This window comes from Pseudonocardia broussonetiae (genome assembly GCF_013155125.1).
In the GTDB taxonomy this organism is placed as follows: Bacteria; Actinomycetota; Actinomycetes; order Mycobacteriales; family Pseudonocardiaceae; genus Pseudonocardia; species Pseudonocardia broussonetiae.
Window position 1 is genome coordinate 141,603 of the sequence record NZ_CP053564.1, and the last position, 25,027, is coordinate 166,629.

Annotated in this window: 25 protein-coding genes; 12 read left to right on the forward strand and 13 right to left on the reverse strand. The window is 74.0% G+C overall.

All coding sequences use genetic code 11. The annotated features are described in order from the left end of the window. Window positions 1-268 precede the first annotated feature (268 nt). Complete coding sequence (locus HOP40_RS00710; protein WP_172153911.1) at window positions 269-916, forward strand: HAD-IA family hydrolase; 648 nt, start codon at window positions 269-271, stop codon at window positions 914-916. Window positions 917-920: 4 nt separating this feature from the next. Here the strand turns inward: HOP40_RS00710 and glpK (HOP40_RS00715) are convergent, their stop codons facing one another. Both glpK (HOP40_RS00715) and HOP40_RS00720 read right to left on the reverse strand, forming a co-directional pair. Continuing rightward, window positions 921-2,444 carry a glycerol kinase GlpK gene (gene glpK / locus HOP40_RS00715; RefSeq protein WP_172153912.1) on the reverse strand — a complete coding sequence of 508 codons (1,524 nt, stop codon included), beginning with the start codon at window positions 2,442-2,444 and terminating at the stop codon, window positions 921-923. A gap of 154 nt (window positions 2,445-2,598) precedes the next feature. After that, window positions 2,599-3,363, reverse strand: a complete 765-nt coding sequence (locus tag HOP40_RS00720; protein WP_172153913.1) for an IclR family transcriptional regulator — start codon at window positions 3,361-3,363, stop codon at window positions 2,599-2,601. A 147-nt stretch (window positions 3,364-3,510) separates the two neighbouring features. Here HOP40_RS00720 and HOP40_RS00725 point away from each other — a divergent pair, with 147 nt between their 5' ends. The 6 genes from HOP40_RS00725 (at window position 3,511) to HOP40_RS00750 (ending at window position 11,197) form a co-directional block, all read left to right on the forward strand. Beyond that, window positions 3,511-4,356, forward strand: coding sequence for an MIP/aquaporin family protein (locus HOP40_RS00725; protein ID WP_172153914.1), 846 nt, complete (start codon window positions 3,511-3,513; stop codon window positions 4,354-4,356). A gap of 11 nt (window positions 4,357-4,367) precedes the next feature. Then, a complete protein-coding gene (glpK, locus tag HOP40_RS00730; protein ID WP_172153915.1) occupies window positions 4,368-5,885 on the forward strand; it encodes a glycerol kinase GlpK in 1,518 nt (505 codons plus the stop codon). 38 nt (window positions 5,886-5,923) lie between these two features. Beyond that, window positions 5,924-7,633: a glycerol-3-phosphate dehydrogenase/oxidase gene (locus tag HOP40_RS00735; protein ID WP_172153916.1), complete on the forward strand. Its 1,710-nt coding sequence runs from the start codon at window positions 5,924-5,926 to the stop codon at window positions 7,631-7,633. A 118-nt stretch (window positions 7,634-7,751) separates the two neighbouring features. Then, a complete protein-coding gene (locus HOP40_RS00740) occupies window positions 7,752-8,735 on the forward strand; it encodes a threonine ammonia-lyase (protein WP_240157444.1) in 984 nt (327 codons plus the stop codon). Window positions 8,736-9,521: 786 nt separating this feature from the next. Continuing rightward, complete coding sequence (locus tag HOP40_RS00745) at window positions 9,522-10,580, forward strand: flavin-containing monooxygenase (protein ID WP_172153917.1); 1,059 nt, start codon at window positions 9,522-9,524, stop codon at window positions 10,578-10,580. Beyond that, window positions 10,577-11,197 (forward strand): N-acetyltransferase, encoded by a 621-nt coding sequence (locus HOP40_RS00750; RefSeq protein WP_172153918.1) that lies wholly within the window; start codon window positions 10,577-10,579, stop codon window positions 11,195-11,197. The genes HOP40_RS00745 and HOP40_RS00750 overlap by 4 nt, the downstream gene beginning before the upstream one ends. Window positions 11,198-11,304: 107 nt before the next feature. Here HOP40_RS00750 and gndA read toward each other — a convergent pair whose 3' ends face one another. Both gndA and HOP40_RS00760 read right to left on the reverse strand, forming a co-directional pair. Next, complete coding sequence (gene gndA / locus HOP40_RS00755; RefSeq protein WP_275691330.1) at window positions 11,305-12,732, reverse strand: NADP-dependent phosphogluconate dehydrogenase; 1,428 nt, start codon at window positions 12,730-12,732, stop codon at window positions 11,305-11,307. A gap of 99 nt (window positions 12,733-12,831) precedes the next feature. Then, complete coding sequence (locus HOP40_RS00760; protein WP_172153920.1) at window positions 12,832-13,698, reverse strand: LLM class F420-dependent oxidoreductase; 867 nt, start codon at window positions 13,696-13,698, stop codon at window positions 12,832-12,834. Window positions 13,699-13,867: 169 nt separating this feature from the next. Here HOP40_RS00760 and HOP40_RS00765 point away from each other — a divergent pair, with 169 nt between their 5' ends. After that, a complete protein-coding gene (locus HOP40_RS00765; protein WP_172153921.1) occupies window positions 13,868-14,608 on the forward strand; it encodes a histidine phosphatase family protein in 741 nt (246 codons plus the stop codon). Window position 14,609: 1 nt separating this feature from the next. Here HOP40_RS00765 and ygiD read toward each other — a convergent pair whose 3' ends face one another. Both ygiD and HOP40_RS00775 read right to left on the reverse strand, forming a co-directional pair. Beyond that, window positions 14,610-15,464: a 4,5-DOPA-extradiol-dioxygenase gene (gene ygiD, locus HOP40_RS00770; protein WP_205347042.1), complete on the reverse strand. Its 855-nt coding sequence runs from the start codon at window positions 15,462-15,464 to the stop codon at window positions 14,610-14,612. Window positions 15,465-15,466: 2 nt separating this feature from the next. Then, the gene (locus HOP40_RS00775) at window positions 15,467-15,832 is read right to left on the reverse strand and encodes a DoxX family protein (RefSeq protein ID WP_172153922.1); all 366 of its coding nucleotides are present in this window, start codon (window positions 15,830-15,832) and stop codon (window positions 15,467-15,469) included. A 110-nt stretch (window positions 15,833-15,942) separates the two neighbouring features. Here HOP40_RS00775 and HOP40_RS00780 point away from each other — a divergent pair, with 110 nt between their 5' ends. Next, the gene (locus tag HOP40_RS00780) at window positions 15,943-16,773 is read left to right on the forward strand and encodes a DMT family transporter (protein WP_172153923.1); all 831 of its coding nucleotides are present in this window, start codon (window positions 15,943-15,945) and stop codon (window positions 16,771-16,773) included. Between the two features lie 55 nt (window positions 16,774-16,828). On the opposite strand, the gene HOP40_RS00785 is transcribed toward HOP40_RS00780, so the two are convergent. The 4 genes from HOP40_RS00785 to HOP40_RS00800 are packed head-to-tail and all read right to left on the reverse strand — an operon-like array spanning window position 16,829 to window position 19,844. Beyond that, window positions 16,829-17,638: an SCO1664 family protein gene (locus tag HOP40_RS00785; RefSeq protein ID WP_172153924.1), complete on the reverse strand. Its 810-nt coding sequence runs from the start codon at window positions 17,636-17,638 to the stop codon at window positions 16,829-16,831. Between the two features lie 12 nt (window positions 17,639-17,650). Continuing rightward, window positions 17,651-18,220 carry a DUF3090 domain-containing protein gene (locus HOP40_RS00790; RefSeq protein WP_172153925.1) on the reverse strand — a complete coding sequence of 190 codons (570 nt, stop codon included), beginning with the start codon at window positions 18,218-18,220 and terminating at the stop codon, window positions 17,651-17,653. 46 nt (window positions 18,221-18,266) lie between these two features. Continuing rightward, on the reverse strand, window positions 18,267-18,965 hold the full coding sequence (locus tag HOP40_RS00795; RefSeq protein WP_172153926.1) for a histidine phosphatase family protein: 699 nt from the start codon (window positions 18,963-18,965) through the stop codon (window positions 18,267-18,269). Between the two features lie 57 nt (window positions 18,966-19,022). Then, window positions 19,023-19,844 carry an undecaprenyl-diphosphate phosphatase gene (locus tag HOP40_RS00800; protein ID WP_172153927.1) on the reverse strand — a complete coding sequence of 274 codons (822 nt, stop codon included), beginning with the start codon at window positions 19,842-19,844 and terminating at the stop codon, window positions 19,023-19,025. 52 nt (window positions 19,845-19,896) lie between these two features. Here HOP40_RS00800 and HOP40_RS00805 point away from each other — a divergent pair, with 52 nt between their 5' ends. Next, on the forward strand, window positions 19,897-20,841 hold the full coding sequence (locus HOP40_RS00805) for an aldo/keto reductase (protein ID WP_172153928.1): 945 nt from the start codon (window positions 19,897-19,899) through the stop codon (window positions 20,839-20,841). A gap of 110 nt (window positions 20,842-20,951) precedes the next feature. Beyond that, window positions 20,952-21,191 (forward strand): DUF5703 family protein, encoded by a 240-nt coding sequence (locus HOP40_RS00810; protein ID WP_172153929.1) that lies wholly within the window; start codon window positions 20,952-20,954, stop codon window positions 21,189-21,191. On the opposite strand, the gene HOP40_RS00815 is transcribed toward HOP40_RS00810, so the two are convergent. Genes HOP40_RS00815 through HOP40_RS00825 form a run of 3 tightly spaced genes read right to left on the reverse strand, consistent with a single transcriptional unit; the run spans window position 21,188 to window position 24,251 of the window. Then, window positions 21,188-22,171, reverse strand: a complete 984-nt coding sequence (locus tag HOP40_RS00815) for an NADPH:quinone oxidoreductase family protein (RefSeq protein ID WP_172153930.1) — start codon at window positions 22,169-22,171, stop codon at window positions 21,188-21,190. The two genes, HOP40_RS00810 and HOP40_RS00815, sit on opposite strands and share 4 nt — an antisense overlap. Next, window positions 22,168-22,941 (reverse strand): SDR family oxidoreductase, encoded by a 774-nt coding sequence (locus tag HOP40_RS00820; protein ID WP_172153931.1) that lies wholly within the window; start codon window positions 22,939-22,941, stop codon window positions 22,168-22,170. The genes HOP40_RS00815 and HOP40_RS00820 overlap by 4 nt, the downstream gene beginning before the upstream one ends. Further along, on the reverse strand, window positions 22,941-24,251 hold the full coding sequence (locus HOP40_RS00825) for a M20/M25/M40 family metallo-hydrolase (protein ID WP_172153932.1): 1,311 nt from the start codon (window positions 24,249-24,251) through the stop codon (window positions 22,941-22,943). Before HOP40_RS00825 ends, HOP40_RS00820 begins: the two co-directional genes overlap by 1 nt. Window positions 24,252-24,316: 65 nt before the next feature. Between HOP40_RS00825 and HOP40_RS00830 the strand changes: the two genes are divergently transcribed. Beyond that, window positions 24,317-25,006, forward strand: a complete 690-nt coding sequence (locus tag HOP40_RS00830) for a response regulator transcription factor (RefSeq protein ID WP_172153933.1) — start codon at window positions 24,317-24,319, stop codon at window positions 25,004-25,006. The last annotated feature ends 21 nt before the right edge of the window (window positions 25,007-25,027 follow it).

Consider the following 25,027-nt stretch of genomic DNA (forward strand, 5'->3'; position numbering starts at 1 on the left):
GTGTCCCTCTCATCGACCTCTCGTGTCACTGCGAGAGGACTGGTACCCGTCCTCCACCTGGGGAATCGCGGTGTCGCCGTCCGGTCGACGCGCGAGTGGCGGGCGGAGTACCTACTGTTGTAGGCAGGTCGCGTGCGGTCCGACGGCCGGGCGCCGGGCCGGTATTCGGCGATCCCGCGGACGGGTCCGGAGCGGCTCTCCCGGCACTCCCGAGGGCCCACCCCGACGTGATTCATGTCACAGGAGTCCGGGCCGTAGGCTCGACGCAGTGCGCACCGTCCTGCTCGACCTCGACGGCACCCTCGTCGACTCCGCCGCCCTGATCACCACGCACCTGTCCGCCGCGCTGGCCACGATCGGCGTGGCCCGCACGCCGGCCGAGCTGCTCCCCCTCGTCGGCCCGCCGTTCGAGACCGCGCTGCCCGCCCTCGGCCTCACCGCCGAGCAGACCGCCGCCGTGATCACCGTGTACCGCTCCACCTACGACGCCGTCGCGGCCACCGAGACGCCGCTCTACCCCGGCACGGTCGGCCTGCTGGAGCGCCTCGGCGGGCTGCGGCTCGCCGTCGCCACCTCGAAGCCCGAGCACGTCGCCCGCCGGATCGTCGACGGCGTCGGCATCGCGGCGTTCTTCGCCCTCGTCGGCGGCGCCGACCAGCCGAACGGGCGCCTGGGCAAGGCCGCCGTCATCGCCTCGGTCCTCGACCGGCTCGACCTCGACCCGGCCCGCGAGCCCGTCGTCATGGTCGGCGACCGCCACCACGACGTCGACGGGGCCGCCGCCTTCGGCATCCCGACGATCGGGGTGTCCTGGGGCTACGCCGAGCCGGGCGAGCTGGTGGGCGCGCAGAAGGTCGTGGCCGACGCCGACGAGCTCGCCGACACCCTCACCGGGGACGCGACCTGGTCCCGGTAGGCGGTCACCCGGCGGGCGTCTGCACCCAGCCGTAGCTCCGGTTGACCGCGCGGCCCCAGTTCTCGTGCTCGCGCCGGCGCAGGCCGGGGTCCATCGCGGGCTCCCAGGCCGCCGCGCGGTGCCAGTTGGAGCGCAGCACCTCGACGCCCGCCCAGTGCCCGACGGCGAGCCCCGCCGCGTAGGCCGCCCCCAGCGACACCGCCTCGGAGCCCAGCGGGCGCTCCACCGGCACGTCGAGGACGTCGGCGACGAACTGCATGAGCAGGTGGTTGGCCGTCATGCCGCCGTCGACCTTCAGGCGGGTGACGGGCACGCCGGAGTCGAGGTTCATGGCGTCGACGACCTCGCGCGTCTGCCACCCGGTGGCCTCCAGGACCGCGCGGGCGAGGTGGCCCCGGTTGATGAACGACGTCAGCCCGACCATCACGCCGCGCGCGTCGGGGTGCCAGCGCGGCGAGTACAGCCCGGAGAACGCGGGGACGATGTAGCAGCCGCCGTTGTCCTCGACGGTCTCGGCGAGCGTCTCGATCTGCGCCGCGGTGCCGATCATGCCGAGCGAGTCGCGGAACCACTGCACGAGCGAGCCCGTCATCGCGATGGCGCCCTCCAGGGCGTAGACCGGCTCCCCGCCCGTCGCCATGGGCTCCAGCAGGTACCCGACCGTCGGGATCAGCCCGTGCGTCGACTCCGCGATCCGTCCGCCGGTGTTCATCAGCAGGAACGCGCCGGTGCCGTAGGTGCACTTCGCCTCGCCGGGGGCGAAGCAGGCCTGCCCGACGAGCGCGGCCTGCTGGTCGCCCAGCGCCCCCGCCACCGGCACGCCGGGCAGCACCGAGGTGCACGTCCCGTAGACCTCGGCGTTGGACCGGACCTCCGGCAGCATCCGGCGCGGCACGTCGAGGACGTCGAGCAGGGCGTCGGACCACTCCAGCGTGCGCAGGTCCATGAGCATCGTGCGGCTGGCGTTGGTGACGTCGGTGACGTGCCGGCCGCCGTCGGGGCCGCCGGTGAGGTTCCAGATCAGCCAGGACTCCATCGTGCCGAACAGCAGGTCACCGGCCTCGGCGCCCTCGCGCGCGCCGGGCACGTGGTCGAGGATCCAGCGCAGCCGCGGGCCGGCGAAGTAGGTGGCCGGGGCGAGGCCGCAGACGGCGGTGATCAGCGGGGCGTGCCCGTCGTCGGCGAGGCGGGCGACGATGCCGTCGGTGCGCGTGTCCTGCCACGTGATCGCCCGGGAGATCGGGACGCCCGTGCGCCGGTCCCAGACGACGGTGGTCTCGCGCTGGTTGGCGATGCCGAGCGCGACGAGGTCCTCGGGGCCGAGCCCGGCGCTGCGCAGCGCCGCCGGCACGACCCGGCCGACGTTGCGCCAGATCTCGGCGGCGTCGTGCTCGACGAGCCCGGGCGCCGGGTAGTGCTGGCGGTGCTCGCGCTGGGCCACCGCGAGCATCCGGCCCGAGCGGTTGAACAGCAGGCACCGCGTGGACGTAGTGCCCTGGTCGATCGCGGCGACGACGCGCTCCCGCATCACGCCCACCCCCTCATCGCCGCCGCCCCGCCCCGACACGCGCGCAACCAGACCCCGACTCGCGGGCCTCCCCCCGCAAGCCGCGGGCCTGCCCCCGCGAGTCGCGAGCCTCCCCCCGCGAGTCGGGGTGTCGTTGCGCGCGTGTCGCGGTGGCTCACGGCGTCCCCACCACCAGCGAGGCCGAGATCTCCCGGGCCGCCGCGACGAGGTGCACCGCGACCGGAGCCCGCAGCTCCCCGCCGATCCCGAACAGCTCCTCCACCGGCCCGACCACGCCGATCGCGCCCGCCACCAGCCCCCCGCTGCCGCGCAGCGCCGCCGCCGCTCCCCCGGTGCCGGACTCGAACTCCCCGCTGTCGCCCGCCCAGCCCCGGCGCCGCGCGACGGCGAGGTGGGCCTCCAGCGCGGGGACCGTCGAGCAGGTGCGCCCGGTGTAGGGCGTCAGCGCCAGCTCGCGCGGGGGCGGCGTCGCGACGGGGGCGAAGGCGAGCAGGCACTTGCCCAGCGCCGTGGCGTGCAGCGGTTGTTCCTCGCCGGTGCGGATGGTCTGCGGCGTGCCGTCGGGGCGGAAGACGTGGTGCACCAGCCGCACCGCCCCGGCGTCGGGCACGCCGATCTGCACGGCGAGGCCGGTGCTCCCGGCCAGGGAATCGGCCCAGTTCATGGCCCGGGCGCGCAGGTCGTGGCGGTCCCAGCCGCCGCGGCCCAGCTCGCGCAGCGCGTCGCCCAGCACGTAGCGCGCCGACGGGTCCTGCTCGACGAACCCGACCTCCTTCAGCGTCCGCACGATGCCGTGCGCGGTGGGGCGGGGCAGGTCGAGCGCCGCGGCGATCTCGTTGATGCCCAGCGGACGGTCGGTGCTGCCGAGCAGTCGCAGCACCGCCGCGGCGCGCTCGATCGACTGGATGGAACCCGGCACCCGACCCACTGTAGGACCGCGGTGTGATCTGCGGCCGGACGGCGGTTCGACAATGTCGAACACCTCGCGTTGACCCCGATCGTGAGCGTTCCTAGTTTTCGGTCACGGTCCGCTGTGGGGGTGGGCCGACGAGAGAGGACTTCACTGATGAAGAACTCGTTAGTCGGGGAGCTGAGTGCCGAGTTCCTGGGCACGATGATCCTGATCCTGTTCGGCGTCGGGGTCGTGGCGCAGGTCGTCACCGCGCCCGACGGCAGCCTCGGCGACCACGACTCCATCACCTGGGCGTGGGGCATCGGCGTGACGCTGGGTGTCTACGTCGCGGCCCGGCTGTCGGGAGCGCACCTGAACCCGGCCGTCACCATCGCGCTCGCCGCCTTCAAGGGCTTCTCCTGGCGCAAGGTGCTGCCCTACTCGCTCGCGCAGACCGCGGGCGCGTTCGTGGCCGCCCTGATCGTGCGCTTCGTCTACTCCGACCTGATCGCCAAGGTCGACCCCGGCCACACCATCGCCACCCAGGGCATCTACTCGACGCTGCCGGGCAACGGCGTGGAGGGCGTCAGCATCGGCACGGCGTTCTTCGACCAGATCGTCGGCACCGCGATCCTCGTGTTCGTGATCTTCGCGCTCACCACGGCGGCCAACAACCCGCCGATGGCCAACCTCGGCCCGGTGGTCGTGGGCCTGCTCGTCGTCGCCATCGGCATGGCGTGGGGCGCCAACGCCGGCTACGCGATCAACCCGGCGCGCGACTTCGGCCCCCGGCTCGCCTCGTTCATCACCGGCTACGAGACGGCGTGGGTGGACCAGAACGGCACGCCCTACTGGTGGTTGCCGATCGTCGCGCCGATCATCGGCGGCCTGATCGGTGGCGCACTGTTCAAGTTCGCGATCGAGGGCTTCCTGCCCGCCGAGGCGGAGGAGATCACCGTCTCGGAGCCGACGGTGCCCGAGCCCCGTGGGACGACGACCGACACCACCCAGAACGCGTAGAGGAGAGCCTGATGGCCGAGTTCGTCGGAGCAGTCGACCAGGGAACCACCAGCAGCCGCTTCATGATCTTCGATCACAGCGGCAACGAGGTGGGCCGCCACCAGCTCGAGCACGAGCAGATCCTCCCGCAGGCGGGCTGGGTCGAGCACAACCCCGTGGAGATCTGGGAGCGCACCTCGGCGGTCATCCAGACCGGGCTGAACAAGACCGGCCTGTCGTCCTCGGACCTGGCGGCGCTGGGCATCACCAACCAGCGCGAGACGGCCGTCGTGTGGAACCGGCGCACCGGGCGCCCGCTCTACAACGCGATCGTCTGGCAGGACACCCGCACCGACCGCATCGCCACCGCGCTGGACAAGGACGGGCGCGGCGACGTCATCCGGCAGAAGGCGGGCCTCCCGCCGGCCACCTACTTCTCCGGCGGCAAGATCCAGTGGATCCTGGAGAACGTCGACGGGGCCCGGGCGCTCGCCGAGAGCGGTGACGCCATCTTCGGCAACACCGACACGTGGCTGATCTGGCACCTCACCGGCGGCGTCAACGGCGGGGTGCACGTCACCGACCCGACCAACGCCAGCCGCACGATGCTGATGAACCTCGAGACGCTCGACTGGGACGACGAGCTCCTCGGCTTCTTCGACATCCCGCGCTCGATGCTGCCGAAGATCGAGCCGAGCTCGTGCCCCGGCGGGTACGGGTCGACGCTCGCGGGCGGCCCGCTCGGCGGCGAGGTGCTCATCACCGGCGACCTCGGCGACCAGCAGGCCGCCACCGTCGGCCAGGTCTGCTTCGCCCCCGGCGAGGCCAAGAACACCTACGGCACCGGCAACTTCATGCTGCTCAACACGGGCACCGAGCTCGTGCGCAGCAAGGCGGGCCTGCTGACGACCGTCGGCTACAAGTTCGGCGACGACGCGCCGGTCTACTGCCTGGAGGGCTCGATCGCCGTCACGGGGTCGGCGGTGCAGTGGCTGCGCGACCAGCTCGGCATCATCTCCGGCGCCTCCCAGAGCGAGACGCTGGCGCGCCAGGTGGAGGACAACGGCGGCGTGTACTTCGTGCCGGCGTTCTCCGGGCTGTTCGCGCCGTACTGGCGCTCCGACGCGCGCGGCGCCATCGTCGGCCTCTCGCGCTACAACACCAACGCGCACCTGGCCCGGGCCACGCTCGAGGCGATCTGCTACCAGAGCCGCGACGTCGCGGAGGCCATGGAGAAGGACTCCGGGGTGCACCTGGAGACGCTCAAGGTCGACGGCGGCGTCACCGCCAACGAGCTGTGCATGCAGATCCAGGCCGACGTGCTCGGCGTGCCGGTCAGCCGGCCCGTCGTCGCGGAGACCACGGCGCTGGGCGCGGCGTACGCGGCCGGCCTCGCGGTCGGGTTCTGGAAGGACACCGACGAGCTGCGGTCGAACTGGAACGAGTCCAAGCGCTGGGAGCCGCAGTGGTCGGCCGATCAGCGTGACTCGGGTTACGAGCAGTGGAAGAAGGCGGTCACCCGGACGTTGGACTGGGTAGACGTGGGCTGACGGATCCGGCCGCGTACGAACGGACGAAAGGACACACCATGAGATCGGTCGCGCTCTCCCCGCAGGCCCGCGAGGCCGCGCTGGAGGCGATGGCGTCGACCGAACTCGACGTGCTGGTCGTCGGGGGCGGTGTCGTGGGCGCGGGAGCCGCCCTCGACGCCGCCACCCGGGGGCTGACCGTCGGGCTCGTCGAGGCCCGCGACTTCGCGTCGGGGACGTCGAGCAGGTCGAGCAAGCTCATCCACGGTGGCCTGCGCTACCTGGAGATGCTGGACTTCCGGCTGGTCGCCGAGGCCCTCTCGGAACGCGGGCTGCTCATCGAGGAGCTGGCGCCGCACCTCATCCGGCCGGTGCCGTTCCTGTACCCGCTCAAGCACCGCGGGTGGGAGCGGTTCTACGCCGGTGCCGGCGTGGCGCTCTACGACGTGCTCGCGCGGGTGTCGGGCCACAGCGCCGGGCTGCCGCTGCACCGCCACCTCACCCGCAGCGGGGCGCGCAAGATCGTGCCGTCGCTGCGCAAGGACGCCCTCGTCGGCGCCCTGCAGTACTACGACGCGCAGGTCGACGACGCCCGCCACACGATGTTCATCGCCCGCACCGCCGCGGCCTACGGGGCGCACGTGGCCACCCGGTCGCGCGTGGTCGGGCTGCTGCGCGAGGGCGAGCGCGTCACCGGGGCCGAGGTCCACGACCTCGAGTCCGGGCGCACGTTCAAGGTCCACGCGAAGCAGGTCATCAACGCCACCGGCGTGTGGACCGACGACACGCAGTCGATGGTGGGCGAGCGCGGGCAGTTCAAGGTCCGCGCGAGCAAGGGCATCCACCTGGTCGTCCCGCGCGACCGGATCCAGGGCTCGTCCGGGCTGATCCTGCGCACCGAGAAGTCGGTGCTGTTCGTCATCCCGTGGGGCCGGCACTGGATCATCGGCACCACCGACACCGACTGGGACCTCGACAAGGCCCACCCGGCCGCCAGCGCCGCCGACATCGACTACCTGCTCGACCACGTCAACGAGGTGCTGGAGCAGCCGCTCACGCACGCCGACGTGGAGGGCGTGTACGCGGGTCTGCGACCGCTGCTGTCGGGCGAGTCGGAGGCCACGTCGAAGCTGTCCCGGGAGCACGCGGTGGCGCACACCGCGCCGGGGCTCGTCGTCGTCGCCGGGGGGAAGTACACGACCTACCGGATCATGGCGAAGGACGCCGTCGACGCGGCCGTGCACGCCCTGGACGCGAAGGTGCCGCCGTCGGTCACGGAGAAGGTGCCGCTGCTGGGCGCCGAGGGGTTCACCGCGCTGAAGAACTCCCGGTACGTCCTGGCCGCGCGCTACGGGCTGCACGAGGCCCGGATCGCGCACCTGCTCACCCGGTACGGATCGCTGATCCACGAGGTGCTCGACCTCGTGGCCGCCGACCCGTCGCTGGGCGAGGAGCTCGCCGGGGCACCGGACTACCTGCGCGCCGAGGCCGTCTACGCGGCCTCGCACGAGGGGGCCCGGCACCTGGAGGACGTCCTCGCCCGCCGCACCCGCATCTCGATCGAGACCTTCGACCGGGGCATCGGGTGCGTCGACGAGGTGGCCGCGCTCATCGCCCCGGTGCTGGGGTGGAGCGACGACCAGGTGGCGCGGGAGGTCGAGCACTACCGCAAGCGGGTCGACGCCGAGCGGGAGAGCCAGAAGATGCCCGACGACGAGACCGCCGACTCCGCCCGCATGGGGGCGCCGGAGGTAGTACCGCTGCGCTGACGCGCCTGTGAGTGGCAACCGTGCCCAGGGGCACGGTTGCCACTCACGACCCTGCGGCGTTCGTAGCGCGCCGGCGGTCACCGTGCCGGGCCGCCCGGGCGGGGCCTAGCGTGGCGGGGTGAGCGACCTGATCTCGATCGACGACATCGCCGTGGCGGCCGACCGCATCGACGGCCACGTCGTGCGCACCCCGACCGTCCCGTCCCCCGGGCTCTCCGGGCACCTCGGCGTCCCCGTCACGCTGAAGCTGGAACTGCTGCAGCGGACGGGGTCGTTCAAGCCGCGCGGTGCGTTCCACAAGCTGCTGGGGCTGTCCGACGCCGAGCGCGCGGCCGGCGTCGTCGCGGTCAGCGGCGGCAACCACGGGCTCGCCGTCGCCGACACCGCGGGCGCGCTCGGCGTCGCCGCGACGATCGTCATGCCGGAGTCCGTGCCCGCGCGGGCGGTGCAGCTGTGCCGCGCCGCCGGCGCCGACGTCCGGCTCACCCCGGACATGTCCGGCGCGTTCGCCCTGCTCGACGAGCTGGTGGCGGGCGGGATGACGCTGCTGCACCCGTTCGACGACCGCGAGGTCGTGGCCGCGCAGGGCACGGTGGGCCTGGAGTTCGCAGCCGCGGCACCGGGCGTCACCGACGTCCTGGTGAGCATCGGCGGCGGCGCCCTGATCTCCGGGGTCGCCACCGCGTTCCCCGGGGTCCGGGTGTGGGGCGTGGAGACCGAGGGCGCCGACGCCATGACCCGCGCACTCGCCGCGGGGGCGCCGGTGCCGATCGCGCCGACGTCGATCGTCTCGACGCTCTCGGCCCCCCACGTCTCGCAGCTCACGCTCGACCACGTGCGCGAGCGGGTGGAGGAGGTGCTGGTGGTGTCCGACGCCGACGCCGTGCGCGGCACCCTCACCCTCGCCGAGCAGGCCAAGGTCTGGGCGGAGCCGGCCGCGGGGTGCCTGGTGGCGGCCGCCGGCGCGGTGCTCGACCGGGTGGGGTCCGATGCACACCTGGGGCTGGTGGTGTGCGGCGGGAACGTGACGGTGGAGTCGTTGGCGGGGTGGACGGAGCGGTACACGGCCACCCCCTTCCCGGACCGGGCTGGGGTGCGCTGACGGTTCGCGTCCCTCGCCGGGTCTGGCCGCGTCGGAGCGCTGTGGTGGTGACCGTGATCCCGCGGAACGGCAGCGGGCGGTTGGTCGGCCATCCGCGTACGCCTGGTCGTGCGCGGGAGGCCACGAGGTGCGCACGTCCACGTCCGGCCTTGGGCCGGCGGCCACGAGGTGCGCGCCGGACACGGCCGCACCGGCCCGCGCACCGGGTTCGTATGCCGCACACAGGCTGCAGCCGGTGTGTCGACGATGCGCTCGGTGTGCGGGGACGGCGGGAGGAGCGGCTGCGAGGGGTCTGCCGCACCCCCGGGTGTGGGACTCGTTCCCGCGGGCCGTGACGGCTCCCGCGCGCTGAACCGGCTCCCGCCTGCACCGGCTCCCGCGCTGCACCGGCTCCCGCGCTGCACCGGCTCCCGCGCGCCGAGACGGCTCCCGCGCACCGAACCGGCTCCCGCGCGGCCCCGGGAGCGTGCGGGAACGTGAAACGTGCGCGGGAGTCGGGAACGCGCGCGTGAAGCCTGAGCCGCCGGCCCGCGTCCGCACGCACCGGTGCTGCCGCGTTCCGCGGAACGCGATGCGCCCGCCGATCAAGGGCGGATGGTCGCTCGTGGATCACCGACCACGACCATCTGCCTTGATCACCGGCGCAAGGGGGTCGCAAGCGGCCCGGCGGCGCGGCGCGGCACCGGGCTGGGCAGCGTCGCTGCGGCAGGGGCCGGCCGGTCGATGCGGGCCGGGCGGAGCGCCCCACGCCCGACCCCCACCGACGCACACCACAACCACCACGGGATGGGCGTGACGGGTGCGGGTGTTGGGGTGGGTGTGCGTACCGAGGTCGTCGTCATCGGGGCCGGGCAGGCCGGGTTGTCGGCCGCGTCCGGGCTCGCCCGGGCCGGGGCCGATTTCGTCGTGCTGGACGGCGAGGACGGGCCCGGTGGGGCGTGGCGGCACCGCTGGCCCACCCTCCGCGTCGACGACGCCCACCGCATCCACGACCTCCCCGGCCTGCACTTCGACCCCGCCGACCCCACGCGGCCCGCGGCGGAGGTCGTGCCGGAGTACTTCGGCGACTACGAGCGCGAGTTCGGGCTGGCCGTCGAGCGGCCGGTGCACGTCCTCGGGGTCCACGACGCCGATCCGGACCTGCGCGTCGAGACCGACCGCGGCACCTGGACCACCCGCGCGCTGATCAACGCCACCGGCACCTGGACCCGCCCGTTCGTGCCCCGCTACCCCGGCACCTTCGACGGCCGGCAGCTGCACACCGCCGACTACCGCGGGCCCGCCGGGATGGCCGGGAAGCGCGTGGTCGTCGTCGGCGGCGGCACCTCGGCGGTGCAGCTGCTGATCGAGATCGCGGCCGTCGCCGCCGACACGCTGTGGGTGACGCGTCGCCCGCCGGTCTTCTCCGACGACACCTTCGACGGCCGCGCCGCCGTCGCCCGCGTCGAGGAGCGGGTGCGGGCGGGGCTGGCGCCGGGCAGCGTCGTGTCGGTGACCGGGCTGCTGCGGACGTCCGCCGTCCGCGCCGCCGAGGAGGCGGGTGTGCTCGACCGGCGGCCGGTGTTCGACCGTCTCGTGCCCGGGGGCGTCGCCTGGGACGACGGCACGACCTACGACGCCGACGTCATCCTCTGGGCCACGGGCTGGCGGGCCGCGCTAGGTCACCTCGCGCCGCTGCACCTGCGCGGGCCGGGTGGCGGGATCGTCATGGACGGCACGCGGGTGGTCGCCGACCCGCGCATCCACCTCGTCGGCTACGGCCCCAGCGCCAGCACGATCGGTGCCAACCGCGCCGGCCGCACCGCGGCGCGGGAGGTGCTGACCCGGCTGGCGGCGGTCGCGTGACGACGCTCGCCGGCCTCCTCTGCGACGCCGCCGACGGCCGCTTCCCGCCGTCGGACGGCGGCTGGGTACGGGTGCCGCCGTGGCGCGCGGGTGTCGGGGCGGTGCTGGCGTTCACCGGGTTCGCGGTGCTGGCGGTCGACGGCCCGCTGCCCCGTCAGGTCGACGGGTTCGGCGGCGCGCACGACCCGCGCCTGATCACCGCGCTGGCCGGGCCGGACGGCTGGATCGACAGCCTCGACGCGCTGCTCGTCGCCCGCGGCACCGGCGGCCCGCCCGCCCTGCGCGCCCGGAACGACCTCGCCGACCACCCGCGCGCCGCCTTCGCCCGGGCCGTCCGCGACGACGTCCGCGTGCTGGGCCGGGCCGACGGCGACGACGTCGCCGTGCTCGGCCGCGGGATCGCCGGGCTGGCCGAGCTGAGCATGGAGGTGCCGGCCGGGCGTCGCGGCGGCGCCGGCCGGGCACTGGTGCGCGACGCCCTCACGTGCGTGCCGGACGGCGAGGTCGTGGTCGCGGCGGTGGCGCCGGGCAACGCGGCCAGCCTGCGGGCGCTGCTGGCGGCGGGGTTCGTGCCGATCGGGTCGTCGCAGCTGTTCCGCCGCGCACCGGCGCCCTGAGACGCCCGGCTGCGGCTCGCCCGGTTGCAGCAAGGCCACCTTCACGCCATGAACCGTCCACAAGGTGGCCTTGCTGCAACTCTTCGGGGGGCGGAGCGCCGGAAGGACTAGCCGTCCGTCCGCACCTCACTGCCGTCCTGACCCCACCGGGTGTGGAACTTGCCCTCGGCGTCGGTGCGCAGGTAGGTGTGCGCGCCGAAGTAGTCGCGCAGGCCCTGGATGAGGTTGGCCGGGCCGCGCTCGCGGCGGTAGCCGTCGTAGTAGCTCAGCGAGCTCGCGAACGCCGGGATCGCCACGCCCTGCTGCGTCGCCGTCACCACCACCCGCCGCCACGCGTCCTGCGCGTTCGCGACGGCCTCGGTGAAGTAGGGCACCATCAGCAGGTTGTCGATGTCGGGGTGCTCGGCGTAGGCGTCGCGGATCCGGTTGAGGAACTGCGCGCGGATGATGCAGCCGCCGCGCCAGATCGTGGCCATGGCGCCGAGGTCGAGGTCCCAGCCGTTGGCCAGCGAGGCCGCCCGCATCTGCGCGAAGCCCTGCGCGTAGGCCACGACCTTCGAGGCGTAGAGCGCCTGGCGGATGTCGTCGACGAGGCCGTCGGGGCCCTCGCCGGGGACGGGGCCGGCCAGCGTGGCCGCCGCCGCCCTGCGCTCGTCGCGCAGCGCCGAGAGCCCGCGGGCGAACACCGCCTCGGTGATGCCGGTGAGCGGCACGCCCAGGCCCAGGGCGTCGACGGCGGTCCAGGTGCCGGTGCCCTTCTGCTCGGCCTGGTCGACGATCACGTCGACGAGCGGGCCGCCCGTCCGCTCGTCGGTCTTGCCGAGCACCTTCGCGGTGATCTCGATGAGGAACGACTCGAGGTCGCCGGTGTTCCACTCCTCGAAGATCTTCGCGATGGCCGGGGCGTCGAGCCCGCCGACGTGCGTGAGCAGGTCGTAGGCCTCGGCGATGAGCTGGATGTCGGCGTACTCGATGCCGTTGTGGACCATCTTGACGTAGTGCCCGGCGCCGTCGGGTCCGACGTGGACGCAGCACGGCGTGCCGTCGACGACCGCGGCGATCGACGTCAGGACCTCCTCGACCTCCGCGTAGGCCGAGGGGTCGCCGCCGGGCATGATGCTCGGCCCGAGCAGCGCGCCCTCCTCGCCGCCGGACACGCCGATGCCCATGAAGCGCAGCCCGTTGGCGGCGCACTCCTCGGTGCGGCGCTTGGTGTCCGGGAAGTGCGAGTTGCCGGCGTCGATGATGATGTCGCCCTCGTCGAGCAGCGGCGTGAGCTCGGAGATCACGGCGTCGACGGGCTTGCCCGCCTTCACCATGACGATGATCCGGCGCGGCTTCTCCAGCGCGGCGACGAACTCCTCCGTCGTCTCGGCGGCGGTGAACTCGCCCTCGCTGCCGTAGGCCTCCATGAACTCGCGGGTCTTCGCCGTCGTGCGGTTGTGCACGGCGATCGGCACCCCGCGCCGGGCGATGTTGCGGGCCAGGTTCGCCCCCATGACGGCCAGGCCGGTGACCCCGATGCGACTGCTCACAACTCTCCTCACGACGACGGACGATCGGCACTCCGGAGCCATACTGCTGTCTCGGGAGCCCGAAAACAGCAGGCCGGCTCCGAAGTGCCGATGAACACCCTAGAGCGACGCCACCGCGGGGATGATCTCCTTGCCGATCAGCTCCAGGCGCTCGGGCTTCCACACCTCGGGGACCCAACCGTGGGCCTCGTTGATGCCGAGCGCGGCCAGGCCCTGGAGCTGCGTGAGCAGGGCGTCGACCTTCTCGCCCTTCTCCCCCGCGTCCAGCGGGAACATCACCGTCTTCTCGATGGAGTCGTAGTCGCGCCCGACGTCGGCGCAGTGCCCGCGCAGGATCTCGAGCTTGCGCTCCAGGTCCGGTCCGGCGAACAGGTTGCAGGCGTCGGCGTACTGCGCGACCAGGCGCAGGGTCTTCTTCTCCCCGCCGCCGCCGATGAGGATCGGCGGGCGCCGCAGCGGCGCCGGCGTGTTCAGCGTCCGGCCGAGCCGGTAGTGCTTGCCCTCGTAGGGCGCGTCGCCCTCGGCCCACATCTGCAGGCAGATCTGCAGGGTCTCCTCGAGGCGCTCGAACCGCTCGGCCGTGCCGGGGAACGGCAGCCCCAGCCCGATGGCCTCCTCGTCGTTCCACGCGGCGCCGATGCCGAGCCACGCGCGGCCCTTCGACAGGACGTCGAGGGTCGTCACGAGCTTGGCCAGCATGCCCGGCTCGCGGTAGGTGACGGCGGTGACCCAGGCCAGCAGCTGGACGCGCTCGGTGCGCGCCGCGATGTAGCCCAGCGTCGTGTAAGCCTCCAGCATGTCGTTCTCGATCGGGCCGACGGGCCGGATCTGCCAGACGTGGTCCATGACGCTCACGCGGGCGAAACCGGCCTCCTCGGCCGCCACGACGACGCGCGTCAGGTCGTCGGCGAGCCCGGCGGGCCCGCTCGGGTAGGTGAAGTCCGCGACGTGCAGACCGATCTCCACGGTGCTCTCTCTTCCGCGGCCGCCACGCACGACCGCCCGTCACCGACGCTAGACCCGACCGCGAGGCGGTGCCTGGGAGCGTCGATCCCACCCTCGCGACGGCGCAGCGTTCCGCCATCCGGTACGGCGCACTCCCCTCCTGCGGCGGGCGCGCCGTAGCGTGCGCGACGTGGCGGACTACGAAGTGGTGCTCCTGCGGCACGGTGAGACGCTCGGCTACGACGGCGACCTCGGGCTCACCCCGCTCGGCGAGCAGCAGGCCCGCCAGCGCGGCGCCGCGCTCGCCAAGGAGATCGATCCGGGCACGACCGTCCGCATGCCGCACGCGCGCACCGCGCGGGCCATCGCGACAGCCGTCGGGCTGCGGGAGGCGCTGGTCGAGGGCGGGGTCGAGCCCGAGCCGCTGCACCCCGACCCGTGGTTCGACAACCTGCGCCACTCGCTGCACGGCCGGGGCGTCGACGCGTCCACGGCCGTCGCCGAGCGGCTGGCGCTGACCGGCGACCTGCCCGACTGGGCGCGCGAGTACGACCGCTTCGACTCCGACTACCGCTCCGTCGCCGCGGCGGGCGGCCCGATCGAGTACTGGCTGCACAACCCGACGCTGTACTTCGAGCCGCCGCACGTCGCCGCGCACCGGTTCTGGCGCGGCATCGCCGAGGCCCGCGACGACACCGTCGACGACCTGCTCGTCGTCGTCGCCACGCACTCGGCGCCGATGCGCGCGTTCATGGCCACCACGCTGGGCCACGATCCGGGCGAGCCGCACAACCTCGAGGACATCCGCGTGCGCGTGCGCCCCGACGACACCACCGAGGTCGTCTTCCGCGGCACGACCACCGCGATGGTCGTGCCGCCGCACCTGCCCCCGTGGATCGACCGCGCCTGGTTCGAGTCGTTCGGGCGCTAGCTCAGATGTTCATGGCCTCCGGCGGGCGCCCGGGCGGGACGCTGCCCGCGCCGGGGGCGTCGCTCGTCGCCACCGGGGCGTCGAGGCCGAGGGTGTAGGCCGTCATCGACAGCGACCCGTAGGCGTACCCGTCGACGAGCACGTCGGTGCCGCTCCCGGACGCCGCGCCGAGCCCGGCCAGGTAGAGCAGCGGGATGAAGTGGTCCGGGGTGGGCACGGCGAGGTCGAAGTCGCGCGAGCCGGTGATCCCGGGCAGGGCGTCGGGCGAGCCCGTCATCGTGGCGCGGGCGGCGTCGTCGAAGCGCTGCGCCCAGTCGAAGCCCTCGTCGCGGCGGCGCGGGTCCATGCCGCCGAGGTTGTGCACGACGTTGCCGCTGCCGACGACCAGCACGCCGCTCTCGCGCAGCGGGGCGAGCCGCGCGCCGAGCTCGAGGTGCTGGTCGAAGGACTTGCCGGCGTCGATCGACAGCTGCACCACGGGCACGTCGGCCTCGGGGAACATGTGCGCCAGCACCGACCACGTGCCGTGGTCGATGCCCCAGCTGTCGACGTCCTGGCCGACCCACGTCGGCTTGGCGATCTCCTCGACCTCCGCCGCCACCTCGGGAGCGCCGGGCGCGGGGTAGTCGAAGGCGAACAGGTCGCCGGCGAAGCCGAAGAAGTCGTGGATCGTGCGCGGTCGCGGCATCGCCGTGACGGCGGTGGCACCGATGTACCAGTGCGCCGACACGACGAGCACCGCGCGCGGCCGGGGCAGGGCCGCCCCGAGCGCGCGCCAGGACTCGGTGTAGCGGTTGGACTCGAGAGCGTTCATCGGGCTGCCGTGCCCGACGAACGCCGCCGGCATGGTGGTCATGCTCAGGCAGGGTAGGCGAAGCGGAGCACCGCGAGGACCAGCGAGAGGACGCCCAGCACCAGCGGCGGCACGAACGGCTCCTTGCGCCGGACGTGCACGACGACCGCACCGGCCATGACCAGCGCCAGGCCGATCGCGGCGACCGGCACCAGCCAGGTCGCGATGCCGGTGACCGCCGGCAGGATGAGCCCGATCGCCCCGAGCACCTCGAGGACGCCGATGCCCTTCACGGCGGAGTCGGAGAAGTCCTCGGCGAAGCCCATGCCCGACGCCACGAGGGCGGGCCGCGGGCGGGCGAGCTTCATGCCGCCGGCGCCGAGGAAGGCGAGGGCGAGGACGATCTGCAGGATCCAGGCGACGACGGTCACGGTGCGCTCCCAGCGCTCGGACGGACTTGAGTTCTCAAGCAACGTAGCGCAAACAACTTGAACATTGAAGCACTGAGGCCGTTCCGTGACCGGTGGCGCATGATGATCACGTGGTCGCGATCCTGCTGGCGCTCGGCACCGCCCTCGCCTACGGCGTCGCGAACTACCTCGCGCCGGTGCTGGGCCGCCGGATGCCGCTCGCGGCCGTCGCGCTGGGCAGCCAGGTCGCCGGGCTCGCCGTCTCGGTGCTGCTGACGCTCGGCGCCGATCTGACGATGACCGGCCCCGGCCTGGCCTACGCGGTGGTCGCCGGCGCGGCCAACTCCGGCGCGCTCGCCTGCTTCTACCGCGCGGGCCGCACCGGCAACCTCAGCGTGCTGTCCCCCATCACGGCGAGCGGCGCCGTCGTGCCCGTCGTCGTGGGGCTGGTGGCGGGCGACCGGCCCGGCCCGTGGCAGCTCGTCGGCATCCCGGTGGTCCTGGTCGGGATCGTGCTGGCCGCCCGCCGCGGCGGGTCGAGCTCGGGCGGCCGCACCGAGGGCCTCGGCTGGGCCCTGGCCGCGGCCGTCCTGTTCGGCACGTTCCTCGCCACCTACGCCGGTGCGGCCGCCGACTCCTCGCCCGGAGCGCTGGTGTGGTCGCGCGTCGCGCTCGTCGTGACGACCGGGGTGGGGGTCGTGCTGCTGCGCGCCCCGGTCCGGGTGGGGGCGCGCGACGGCGCGCTCGTCCTCGTCCCCGGCCTGCTGCTGGCCCTGGGCACGTTCGCGTTCGGCGAGGCCACCCGCACCGGGCTGCTCAGCGTGGTCTCGGTGATCGCCACGCTCAACCCGGTCGTCACGGTCGTGCTCGCGTTCGTGCTGCTGCGCGAGCGGCCGTCCGGGCTGCAGCGGGCGGGTGCCGCGCTGGCGCTGGCCGGGATCGTGCTGCTCGCGTCGGGCTAGCTGCTCGCGTGGGGCCGGCTGCTCGCGTCGGGCCTGCTGCTCGCGTCGGGCGGGCTCAGAACGCCGGCCAGGGGATGGCCGGGCCGTACCCGGTGGGCTCCGGGAAGCGCGGCTCGGCGAGCAGGGCGTCGACGCGGGAGGACAGGGTGCGCACCTCGCGGCGCGTGACGTGCTCGCCCAGGACGTCGGCGAAGCTCCCGTCGAGCTCGGCGCGCAGCTTCTCCAGCGACTCGACGACGTCGCCGGGCAGCGGCTCGCCGACCCAGCCCCACAGGACCGTGCGCAGCTTGTCCTCGACGTGCAGCGTCAGGCCGTGGTCAACGCCGTAGAGGTACCCGTCGGTGCCGGCCAGCACATGCCCGCCCTTGCGGTCGGCGTTGTTGACGACGACGTCGAACGCCGCCATCCGCCGCAGCGCCGGGGTGTCGGCGTGCACGAGGACGGCGGGCTCGCCGCGGTCGCCGCGGGCGCGCAGCACGCCGATCCAGCCGTCGGGGACCTTCTTCGGCGAGCAGACGTCGACGAGCGCGCGCTCGTCGTCGGTGTCGACCCAGGCCTGCACCATCCCGGGGCCGAACGGGCCCTCGCGCAGCAGCGTCGGCGGCACGACGTCGAACCCGGCCGCCTCGGAGACCAGGTAGGAGCCGACCTCACGACCGGCGAGCGTGCCGTCGGGGAAGTCCCAGAGCGGGCGCTCGCCGCGGACCGGCTTGTAGACGCACTTCGCCTCGACCCCGTCGGCGCTGACCGTGCCGAACAGCGTGGCGTTGGAGGCGTCGACGAGGCGACCGGTGATCTCGATGCGGCCGTGGCGGAGCAGCTCCGGCACCGCCGGGTCGCGGGCCGAGGAGGAGGTTCCGGTCACCGAGGTGCGGCCTCAGTCGCCGGCGGGTGTGCGCTGGCGGTAGCCGTTGAGCCGCACGCAGACGTGACCTTCGGGGTCGAGGGCCTCGGCGCACAGCGGGCACGGCGGGCGCCCGGCGGAGACGACCTTCTCGGCGCGGTCGGCGAACGCCTGCGCCTGGGTCGGGGAGAGGAACACGCGCAGCGCGTCGGGGCCCTCGTCGGTGTCGTCGAGCACGACCGACTCGTCGACCTCCTCCTCGCTCACCGCGAGGAGCTCGACGACGACCGACTTCGAGTCGGCGTCCCAGCCCAGGCCCATCGTGCCGACGCGGAACTCCTCCTCGAGCGGCACGGCGAGCGGGTCGAGGTCGGTGCCGTCGGCCGGGCCGGCGGGTCCGTCGTCGCCGAAGCGGCGGTTCACCTCCTCCAGGAGGGCGGCGATGCGCTCGGCGAGCACCGACACCTGCTGCTTCTCGAGGAGCACGCTGATCGTGCGCGAGTCCTCGATGGCCTGCAGGTAGAAGGAGCGGTCGCCGGGCTCGCCGACGGTCCCGGCGACGAAGCGCTCGGGCTGGCGGAAGACGTGGATGACGCGTGACATGGCCCCTCCAGAGTAGCCCCGCGCGTCACGGTCGGCACGCCGCGCGTCAGGTGGTCCCGCCCACCACGGCGTCGGAGCTGCGGGCGGCGGTGCGGCGGCGGCGCTTGGGGGCCGGCGGGACCAGCCCGGCGACGTCGCCACCGAGGTCGTTGACGCGCGCCACGAACGGCCGCGTCTCCGTGTAGTGCACGACGCTGATCGAGCAGGTGTCGACCATGATGCGCTGGAAGTTGTCGAGGTGCGTGGCCAGCGCGTCGGCCAGGACCGACTTGATGACGTCCCCGTGGCTGCACGCGAGCCAGACCGCCTGCGGCCCGTGCTCGGCCGCGATCCGCGCCCCGTGCCGGCGCACCGCGGCCACCGCCCGCGCCTGCATCGCCGCGAGGCCCTCGCCGTCGGGGAACACCGCGGCCGACGGGTGGCCCTGCACGACCTTCCAGAGCGGTTCCTTGCCGAGCTTCTTCAGCTCCGCGCCGGTCCAGGTGCCGTAGTCGACCTCGGCCAGGTCGGGCTCGGTGAGCGGGGTGAGCCCCCGGGCGGCCGCGAGCGGCGCCACGGTCTGCTCGCAGCGCAGCATGGGCGAGCAGACGATCTCGGCGATCGGCACGCCGTCGAGCCGGCCGACGACCTTCTCCGCCTGCCCGCGCCCGGTCTCGTCGAGCTCGACACCGGGGGTGCGGCCGGCCAGCACGCCGGCGGTGTTCGCCGAGGAGCGTCCGTGGCGCAGCAGGATCAGGGTGGTCACGGCTCGACCCTACGTGGCAGCGCGATCAGGGGGCCGGGCGCTCAGGTGCCCGGGCGCTCAGGTCGCCGCGAGGCGGCCGGTGCTCAGCGCCGCGAGCAGCAGCAGCCCCAGGCCCACGCGGTACCAGACGAAGACGTAGACGCTGTGGCCCTCGACGTAGCGCAGCAGCCAGGCGATCGTCGCGTAGCCGACGCCGAACGCGATGACGGTCGCGACGATCATCTGCAGCACGCTCGGCCCGTCGCCGGCGAACACGTCGGGCAGCTGGAACAGGCCCGCCGCGAACACCGACGGGATGGCCAGCAGGAACGAGTAGCGGACGATCGCGGGACGTGTCATGCCCAGGAACAGGCCGGCGGTGATCGTGCCGCCGGAGCGCGAGACGCCCGGGATCAGCGCCATGGCCTGCGCGAACCCGAGCAGGATCCCGTCCTTCGGGGTGATCTTGCGCAGCTCGATCTGCTGGCGGCCGACGCGCTCGGCGAGCCCCAGCAGCAGGCCGAAGACGATCAGCGTCGTCGCCACCAGCCAGAGGTTGCGGCCCACGGTCTGGATCTGGTCCTCGAACAGCAGCCCCAGCACGGCGATCGGGATGGTGCCGATGATCACCAGCCAGGCGATCTTGTAGTCGTCGGTGATCCGCACCATCGGCGTCGAGAAGCCCCGCCACCACACCGCGACCAGGTGCCCGATGTCCTTGGCGAAGTAGACGACCACGGCGAGCTCCGTGCCGAGCTGCGTCACCGCGGTGAACGCGGCGCCCGCGTCGCGGCCGAAGAACACCTCGGACGTGATCCGCAGGTGGGCGGACGAGGAGATCGGGAGGAACTCCGTCAACCCCTGCACCAGTCCGAGTACGAGAACTTCGAGCCACGTCACGTCGAGCGACCGTACTGGGGCCGGTGATCGACCCCGCCGTAGGCTCCCCGCCGTGCAGAGGCGACGGGTGGGCAGCAGCGGGCTGGAGGTCTCGCGCATCGGCCTGGGCACCCTGACCTGGGGCGCCGACACCGACCTCGAGGCCGCGACCGCGCAGCTCACCGCGTTCGTCGACGCCGGCGGCTCGCTGGTCGAGACCGCCGACGGCTACGGCGACGGCCTCGCGCAGGAGACGCTCGGCGCCGTGCTCGCGGCGTCGGTGCCGCGCGAGTACCTCGTGATCGCCGGGCGCGCGACGCTGCCCGGCGGCCCGCTCGGCGACAGCGCCGCCCGCGGCGCCCTGCTCACCGGCCTGGACGCCACCCTCAAGCGCCTGGGCACCGACCACCTGGACCTCTGGCAGCTCCCGGCCTGGGACGCCACCGTGCCGCTCGACGAGACGCTCTCGGCGGTGCAGGTCGCCGTCCTGTCGGGCAAGGCCCGCTACGCCGGGCTCGTCGCGCCGCGCGGCTGGCAGCTCGCCACGGTCGCCGAGCGGGGGCGCGCGCTGGGCGCGATCACGGTGCCGGTGTCGGCGCAGGTCGAGTACTCGCTGCTGGCCCGCGACGTCGAGGCCGAGCTCGTGCCGGCCGCGGTGCACCACGGCGTCGGGCTGCTGGCCTGGGCGCCGCTCGGGCGCGGGGTGCTCACCGGCAAGTACGCCGACGGCACTCCCGCCGACTCGCGCGGCGCCTCGGCGACGCTCGCCCCCTACGTCGAGGCGCGGCGCAACGAGCGCTCCGCGCGGATCGTGCAGGCCGTGCTCACCGCCGCCGACGGGCTGGGGACCTCGCCGCTCGCCGTCGCGCTGGCGTGGGTGCGCGACCTGCCGGGCGTCGCCTCGGCGGTGGTCGGGGCCCGCGACGCCGCGCAGCTCGCCGCGTCGATGGCCACGGAGTCGGTGACGCTGCCCGCGGAGATCCGCGCCGCCCTCGACGACGTGAGCACGCCCGGCTGAACTGGTCCGGCCGCAGGGGTCGCCGAGGGACCTGGCACCGCGTCCGCGCCGCGCCTATCGTGTGGGGCCAGTCGCCGCTCGGTGCGGCGCGGCGAACTGCGGAGGTGCCGGTGGCCCGGAGCACGACCACCACCGACGTCGAGGGGGACGCGGTCGACGGGGAGTGGGAGTACCGCCCGATCGACATCCCCGGGGACGTCTCCCGGGTGACGGCGGCGGTGCGGCTCGCTATCCAGGCGGAGTTCGGGGGCTGGGAGCTGTCCCGCGTCCGGCTCTACCCCGGCGGCGTGCGCAAGGTGACCCTGCGCCGCAAGCGCAGCAACCGGATGCTCCCCGAGATCTCCTTCTAGGCCGGTACTAGCACGACCTTCCCCGTGGTCCCCCGCGAGCCCAGCAGCCGCAGCGCCTCGGGCGCCTGGTCCAGCGGCAGCTCCGCGCTGACCAGCGGGTCGATCGCGCGGCGCGCCCAGAGGTCCTCGATGACGCCCTGCCACTCGTCGATCCGCTCCGGGGCCATCGTGCGGTAGAAGCCCCAGTGCACGCCCACGACCTCGTAGTTCTTGACCAGGACGTGGTTGGTGGGGGCGTCGGCGATGCGCCCGCCCGCGAACCCGATGACCAGGATCCGGCCCTCGAACGCGACGACCCGGCGCGAGAGGTCGAAGATGTCGCCGCCGACCGGGTCGAAGACCACGTCGGCCCCGCGGCCCCCCGTCAGCTCCTTGACGCGCGCGACGACGTCCTCGGACGCGTAGTCGACGACGTCGTCGGCCCCCAGACCGCGCACCACGTCGCACTTCGCCGGGCCGCCCGCGGTGCCGATGACGCGGGCGCCCAGCGCCTTCCCGATCTGCACCGCCGCACTGCCGACGCCGCCGGCCGCCGCGTGCACCAGCAGGGTCTCCCCCGCCCGCAGCCGCCCGCGCTGCACCAGCGCGCAGACGCCCGTCTGGTAGGTGACGAACAGCCCGGCGGCCTGCCCGGCCGTCATCCCCTCGGGCCACGCCATCGTCGACGCCGCGTCGAGGACGGCCAGCTCGGCGTACCCGCCGCGGCCGACCGGTGGGGTGCCGAGGACGCGGTCGCCGACCGCGGCACGCGCCCCCTCCCCCGCCGCGACGACCTCGCCCGCGATCTCCAGCCCGGGCGTGAACGGCAGCTCCGGGCGCTCCTGGTACTTCCCCTGGCACACGAGGATGTCGGGGAAGTTGCAGGCCACGGCGTGCACGCGCACGAGCACCTGCCCCGGCCCGGGCTCCGGGTCGGGCAGCTCGCCGAACTCCAGGACGTCCGACGGGTTGCCCAGGCGTGAGACCTGCCAGCCCTTCACCGGTGGTCCTCCCACGTGACGGCGGGCGGCGCGCCGGCGCCCTTCGGACCGGGCACCCCGCGGAAGCCGTAGGGCGCGGGCTCGCGGCCGGGCTGGACGAACCAGCACTCGCCGGCCTCCGCGCGGTCGAGGATCGCCTCCACGGCGTCGGCGACGTCGTCGGCCGTGAGCAGCGGGAAGTCGCCGAACTGGTCCTTCGCGTGCGCGATCAGCGGGGTGTCGGCGAACCCGGGGCACAGCGCGGCGACGCGGATGCCCTCGCCGGCCAGCGTGGGCGCGACCGACCGGACGTAGCCGACGACGGCGTGCTTGGTGAGCGTGTAGATCGGGTCGCCGGGCATCGGCACCAGGCCGGCCAGCGACGACGTCGCGATGATCGTGCCGCCGCCGCTGCGGCGCAGTGCCGGCACCGCGGCGGCCAGGCCGAACACCACGTGGTCGACGTTGACGCCCATGATCTTGCGGTAGGCCTCGACGTCGAGGTGCTCGATGCCGGACTGGCCCGCGGTGGTGCCCGCGTTGAGGAAGGCGATGTCGAGGCCGCCGAAGTGGTCCTCCACCTCCTCCACGACGCGGCCGATCACCTCGGGGTCGGTGACGTCGGCGGGCACGGCGAGCCCGCCGATCTCCGCGACGAGCTCGCGGGCGCGCGCCTCGTCGCGGTCGACCACCGCCACCCCGACGCCGGCCGCGGTGAGCCGCCGCGCCACCGCCGCCCCGATGCCCGACGCCCCGCCGGTGACCAGCGCGCTCTTGCCGTTGAGATCCATCACGAGTTCCTCAGGAAGGTGTCGAGTACGCGGGTGCCGAACTCGAGCGCGTCGACCGGGACGCGCTCGTCGATGCCGTGGAACAGCGACGCGAAGTCGAGGTCCGGGGGCAGCCGCAGCGGGGCGAAGCCGAAGCAGGCCATGCCCAGCTCGGCGAAGGCCTTGGCGTCGGTGCCGCCGGAGAGCATGTACGGCACGGTGGCCGCCGTCGGGTCCTCGGTGCGCAGCGCGGCGGCCATCGCGTCGGTGAGCGGGCCGCCGAACGGGGTCTCGACGGGCGGCAGGTCGGTGACCCAGCTGCGCGTGACGTCCGGGCCCAGCAGCTCGTCGACCTCGCGCAGGAACGCCTCCTGGCGCCCCGGCAGCACCCGGCAGTCGACGACCGCCTCGGCCGTGGAGGGGATGACGTTGGCCTTGTAGCCGGCCTTGAGCATCGTGGGGTTGGCCGTGTCGCGGATGGTGGCGCCCACGATCCGCGAGAGCGGCCCGAGCTTGGCGAGCGAGCCCTCCAGGTCGTCCTCGGGGAACTCCAGCCCGGTGAGCTCGGACATCTGCTCGAGGAACGCCCGGACCGTGTCGGTGATCGTCAGCGGGAACGTGTGGTTGCCCAGCCGCGCGACCGCCTCGGCCACCTTCGTGACGGCGTTGTCGTCGTGCAGGAACGACCCGTGCCCCGGCTTCCCCTTCGCCTGCAGCCGCATCCAGGCGATGCCCTTCTCGGCCGCCTCGATGAGGTAGACGCGGCGGTCCTCGGCGAGGGTGAGGGAGAACCCGCCCACCTCGCCGACGGCCTCGGTGCAGCCCTCGAACAGGTCGGGCCGGTGCTCGGTGAGCCAGTGCGACCCGTACGCGCCGCCGGCCTCCTCGTCGGCGAGGAAGGCGAACACGATGTCGCGCGGGGGCACCACGCCCTCCCGCTTGAAGCGGCGGGCGACGGCGATCGTCATCGCCACCATGTCCTTCATGTCGACGGCGCCGCGCCCCCACACGTAGCCGTCCTGCACCGCCCCGGAGAACGGGTGCACCGACCACTCCGACGGCTCGGCGGGCACGACGTCGAGGTGGCCGTGGACCAGCAGCGCGCCGCGGGAGGGGTCGGCCCCGGGCAGGCGGCAGAACACGTTGTCGCGCCGCGGCGCCCCGGACTCGACCACCTCGGTCTCGAAGCCCACCTCGGCGAGCTTGGCGGCCACGTACTCGGCGGCCTCGCGCTCGCCGGTGACGGTGTCGGGGTCGCCGGTGTTGGTGGTGTCGATCCGGATGAGGTCGGAACAGAGCTCGACGACCTCGTCGACGGCGGAGTTGGTCACGCGGACTTCCTACCACCGCACCCCGACCGCCCACCGCACCCGCATCACGGCCGTACGCTCGCGGCATGGCCCGGCTGCTCGTGGTGGAGGACGACGAGACCATCGGCACGGTGCTGGACTCCAGCCTGCGGGCCCACGGCCACGAGGTGTCCTGGACGCGCACCGGCCGCGGCGCGCTGGCCGCGGCCGCCGGGCACGACCCCGACCTGGTGCTGCTCGACCTCGGCCTCCCCGACCTCGACGGCGTCGAGGTCTGCCGCCGCCTGCGCGTGCAGCTGCCCGGCGCCGTGCTCGTGGTGCTGACCGCGCGCACCGACGAGATGGACGTCGTCGTCGGGCTGGAGGCGGGCGCCGACGACTACCTCACCAAGCCCCTGCGCCTCGACGAGCTCCGCGCCCGCATCCGCGCGCACCTGCGCCGCGGCGGACCGGCGTCGTCGTCGCGGGGCACCGTCGAGCTCGGCGCGCTGTTCCTCGACCTCGCGGGCCGCCGCGTCACGGTGGCGGGCGCGGAGGTGTCGCTGCGCGCCAGGGAGTTCGACCTGCTCGCCCGGCTCGCCGCCGACGCCGGGCACGCCGTCAGCCGGGAGACCCTGATGAGCGACGTGTGGGACGTCAACTGGTTCGGCTCGACGAAGACGCTCGACATGCACATCGCGGCACTGCGCCGGCACCTGGGCGCGACGGGGGCGCGGGGCCTGCCGGAGATCGTCACGCTGCGCGGCCACGGCTACCGGTTGGACCCGCCGACCTAGCCGGAATGCATTCCCGGCGCT

Excerpts from the sequence above, each read along its gene's own strand:
- HOP40_RS00790 (WP_172153925.1), bottom strand. The coding sequence starts at position 18,220 with ATGTCACGCGTCATCCACGTCTTCCGCCAGCCCGAGCGCTTCGTCGCC.
- HOP40_RS00820 (WP_172153931.1), bottom strand. The coding sequence starts at position 22,941 with ATGGATCTCAACGGCAAGAGCGCGCTGGTCACCGGCGGGGCGTCGGGC.
- glpK (WP_172153915.1), top strand. The coding sequence starts at position 4,368 with ATGGCCGAGTTCGTCGGAGCAGTCGACCAGGGAACCACCAGCAGCCGC.
- HOP40_RS00830 (WP_172153933.1), top strand. The coding sequence starts at position 24,317 with ATGGCCCGGCTGCTCGTGGTGGAGGACGACGAGACCATCGGCACGGTG.
- HOP40_RS00725 (WP_172153914.1), top strand. The coding sequence starts at position 3,511 with ATGAAGAACTCGTTAGTCGGGGAGCTGAGTGCCGAGTTCCTGGGCACG.
- glpK (WP_172153912.1), bottom strand. The coding sequence starts at position 2,444 with ATGCGGGAGCGCGTCGTCGCCGCGATCGACCAGGGCACTACGTCCACG.
- HOP40_RS00735 (WP_172153916.1), top strand. The coding sequence starts at position 5,924 with ATGAGATCGGTCGCGCTCTCCCCGCAGGCCCGCGAGGCCGCGCTGGAG.
- ygiD (WP_205347042.1), bottom strand. The coding sequence starts at position 15,464 with ATGACCACCATGCCGGCGGCGTTCGTCGGGCACGGCAGCCCGATGAAC.
- HOP40_RS00745 (WP_172153917.1), top strand. The coding sequence starts at position 9,522 with ATGGGCGTGACGGGTGCGGGTGTTGGGGTGGGTGTGCGTACCGAGGTC.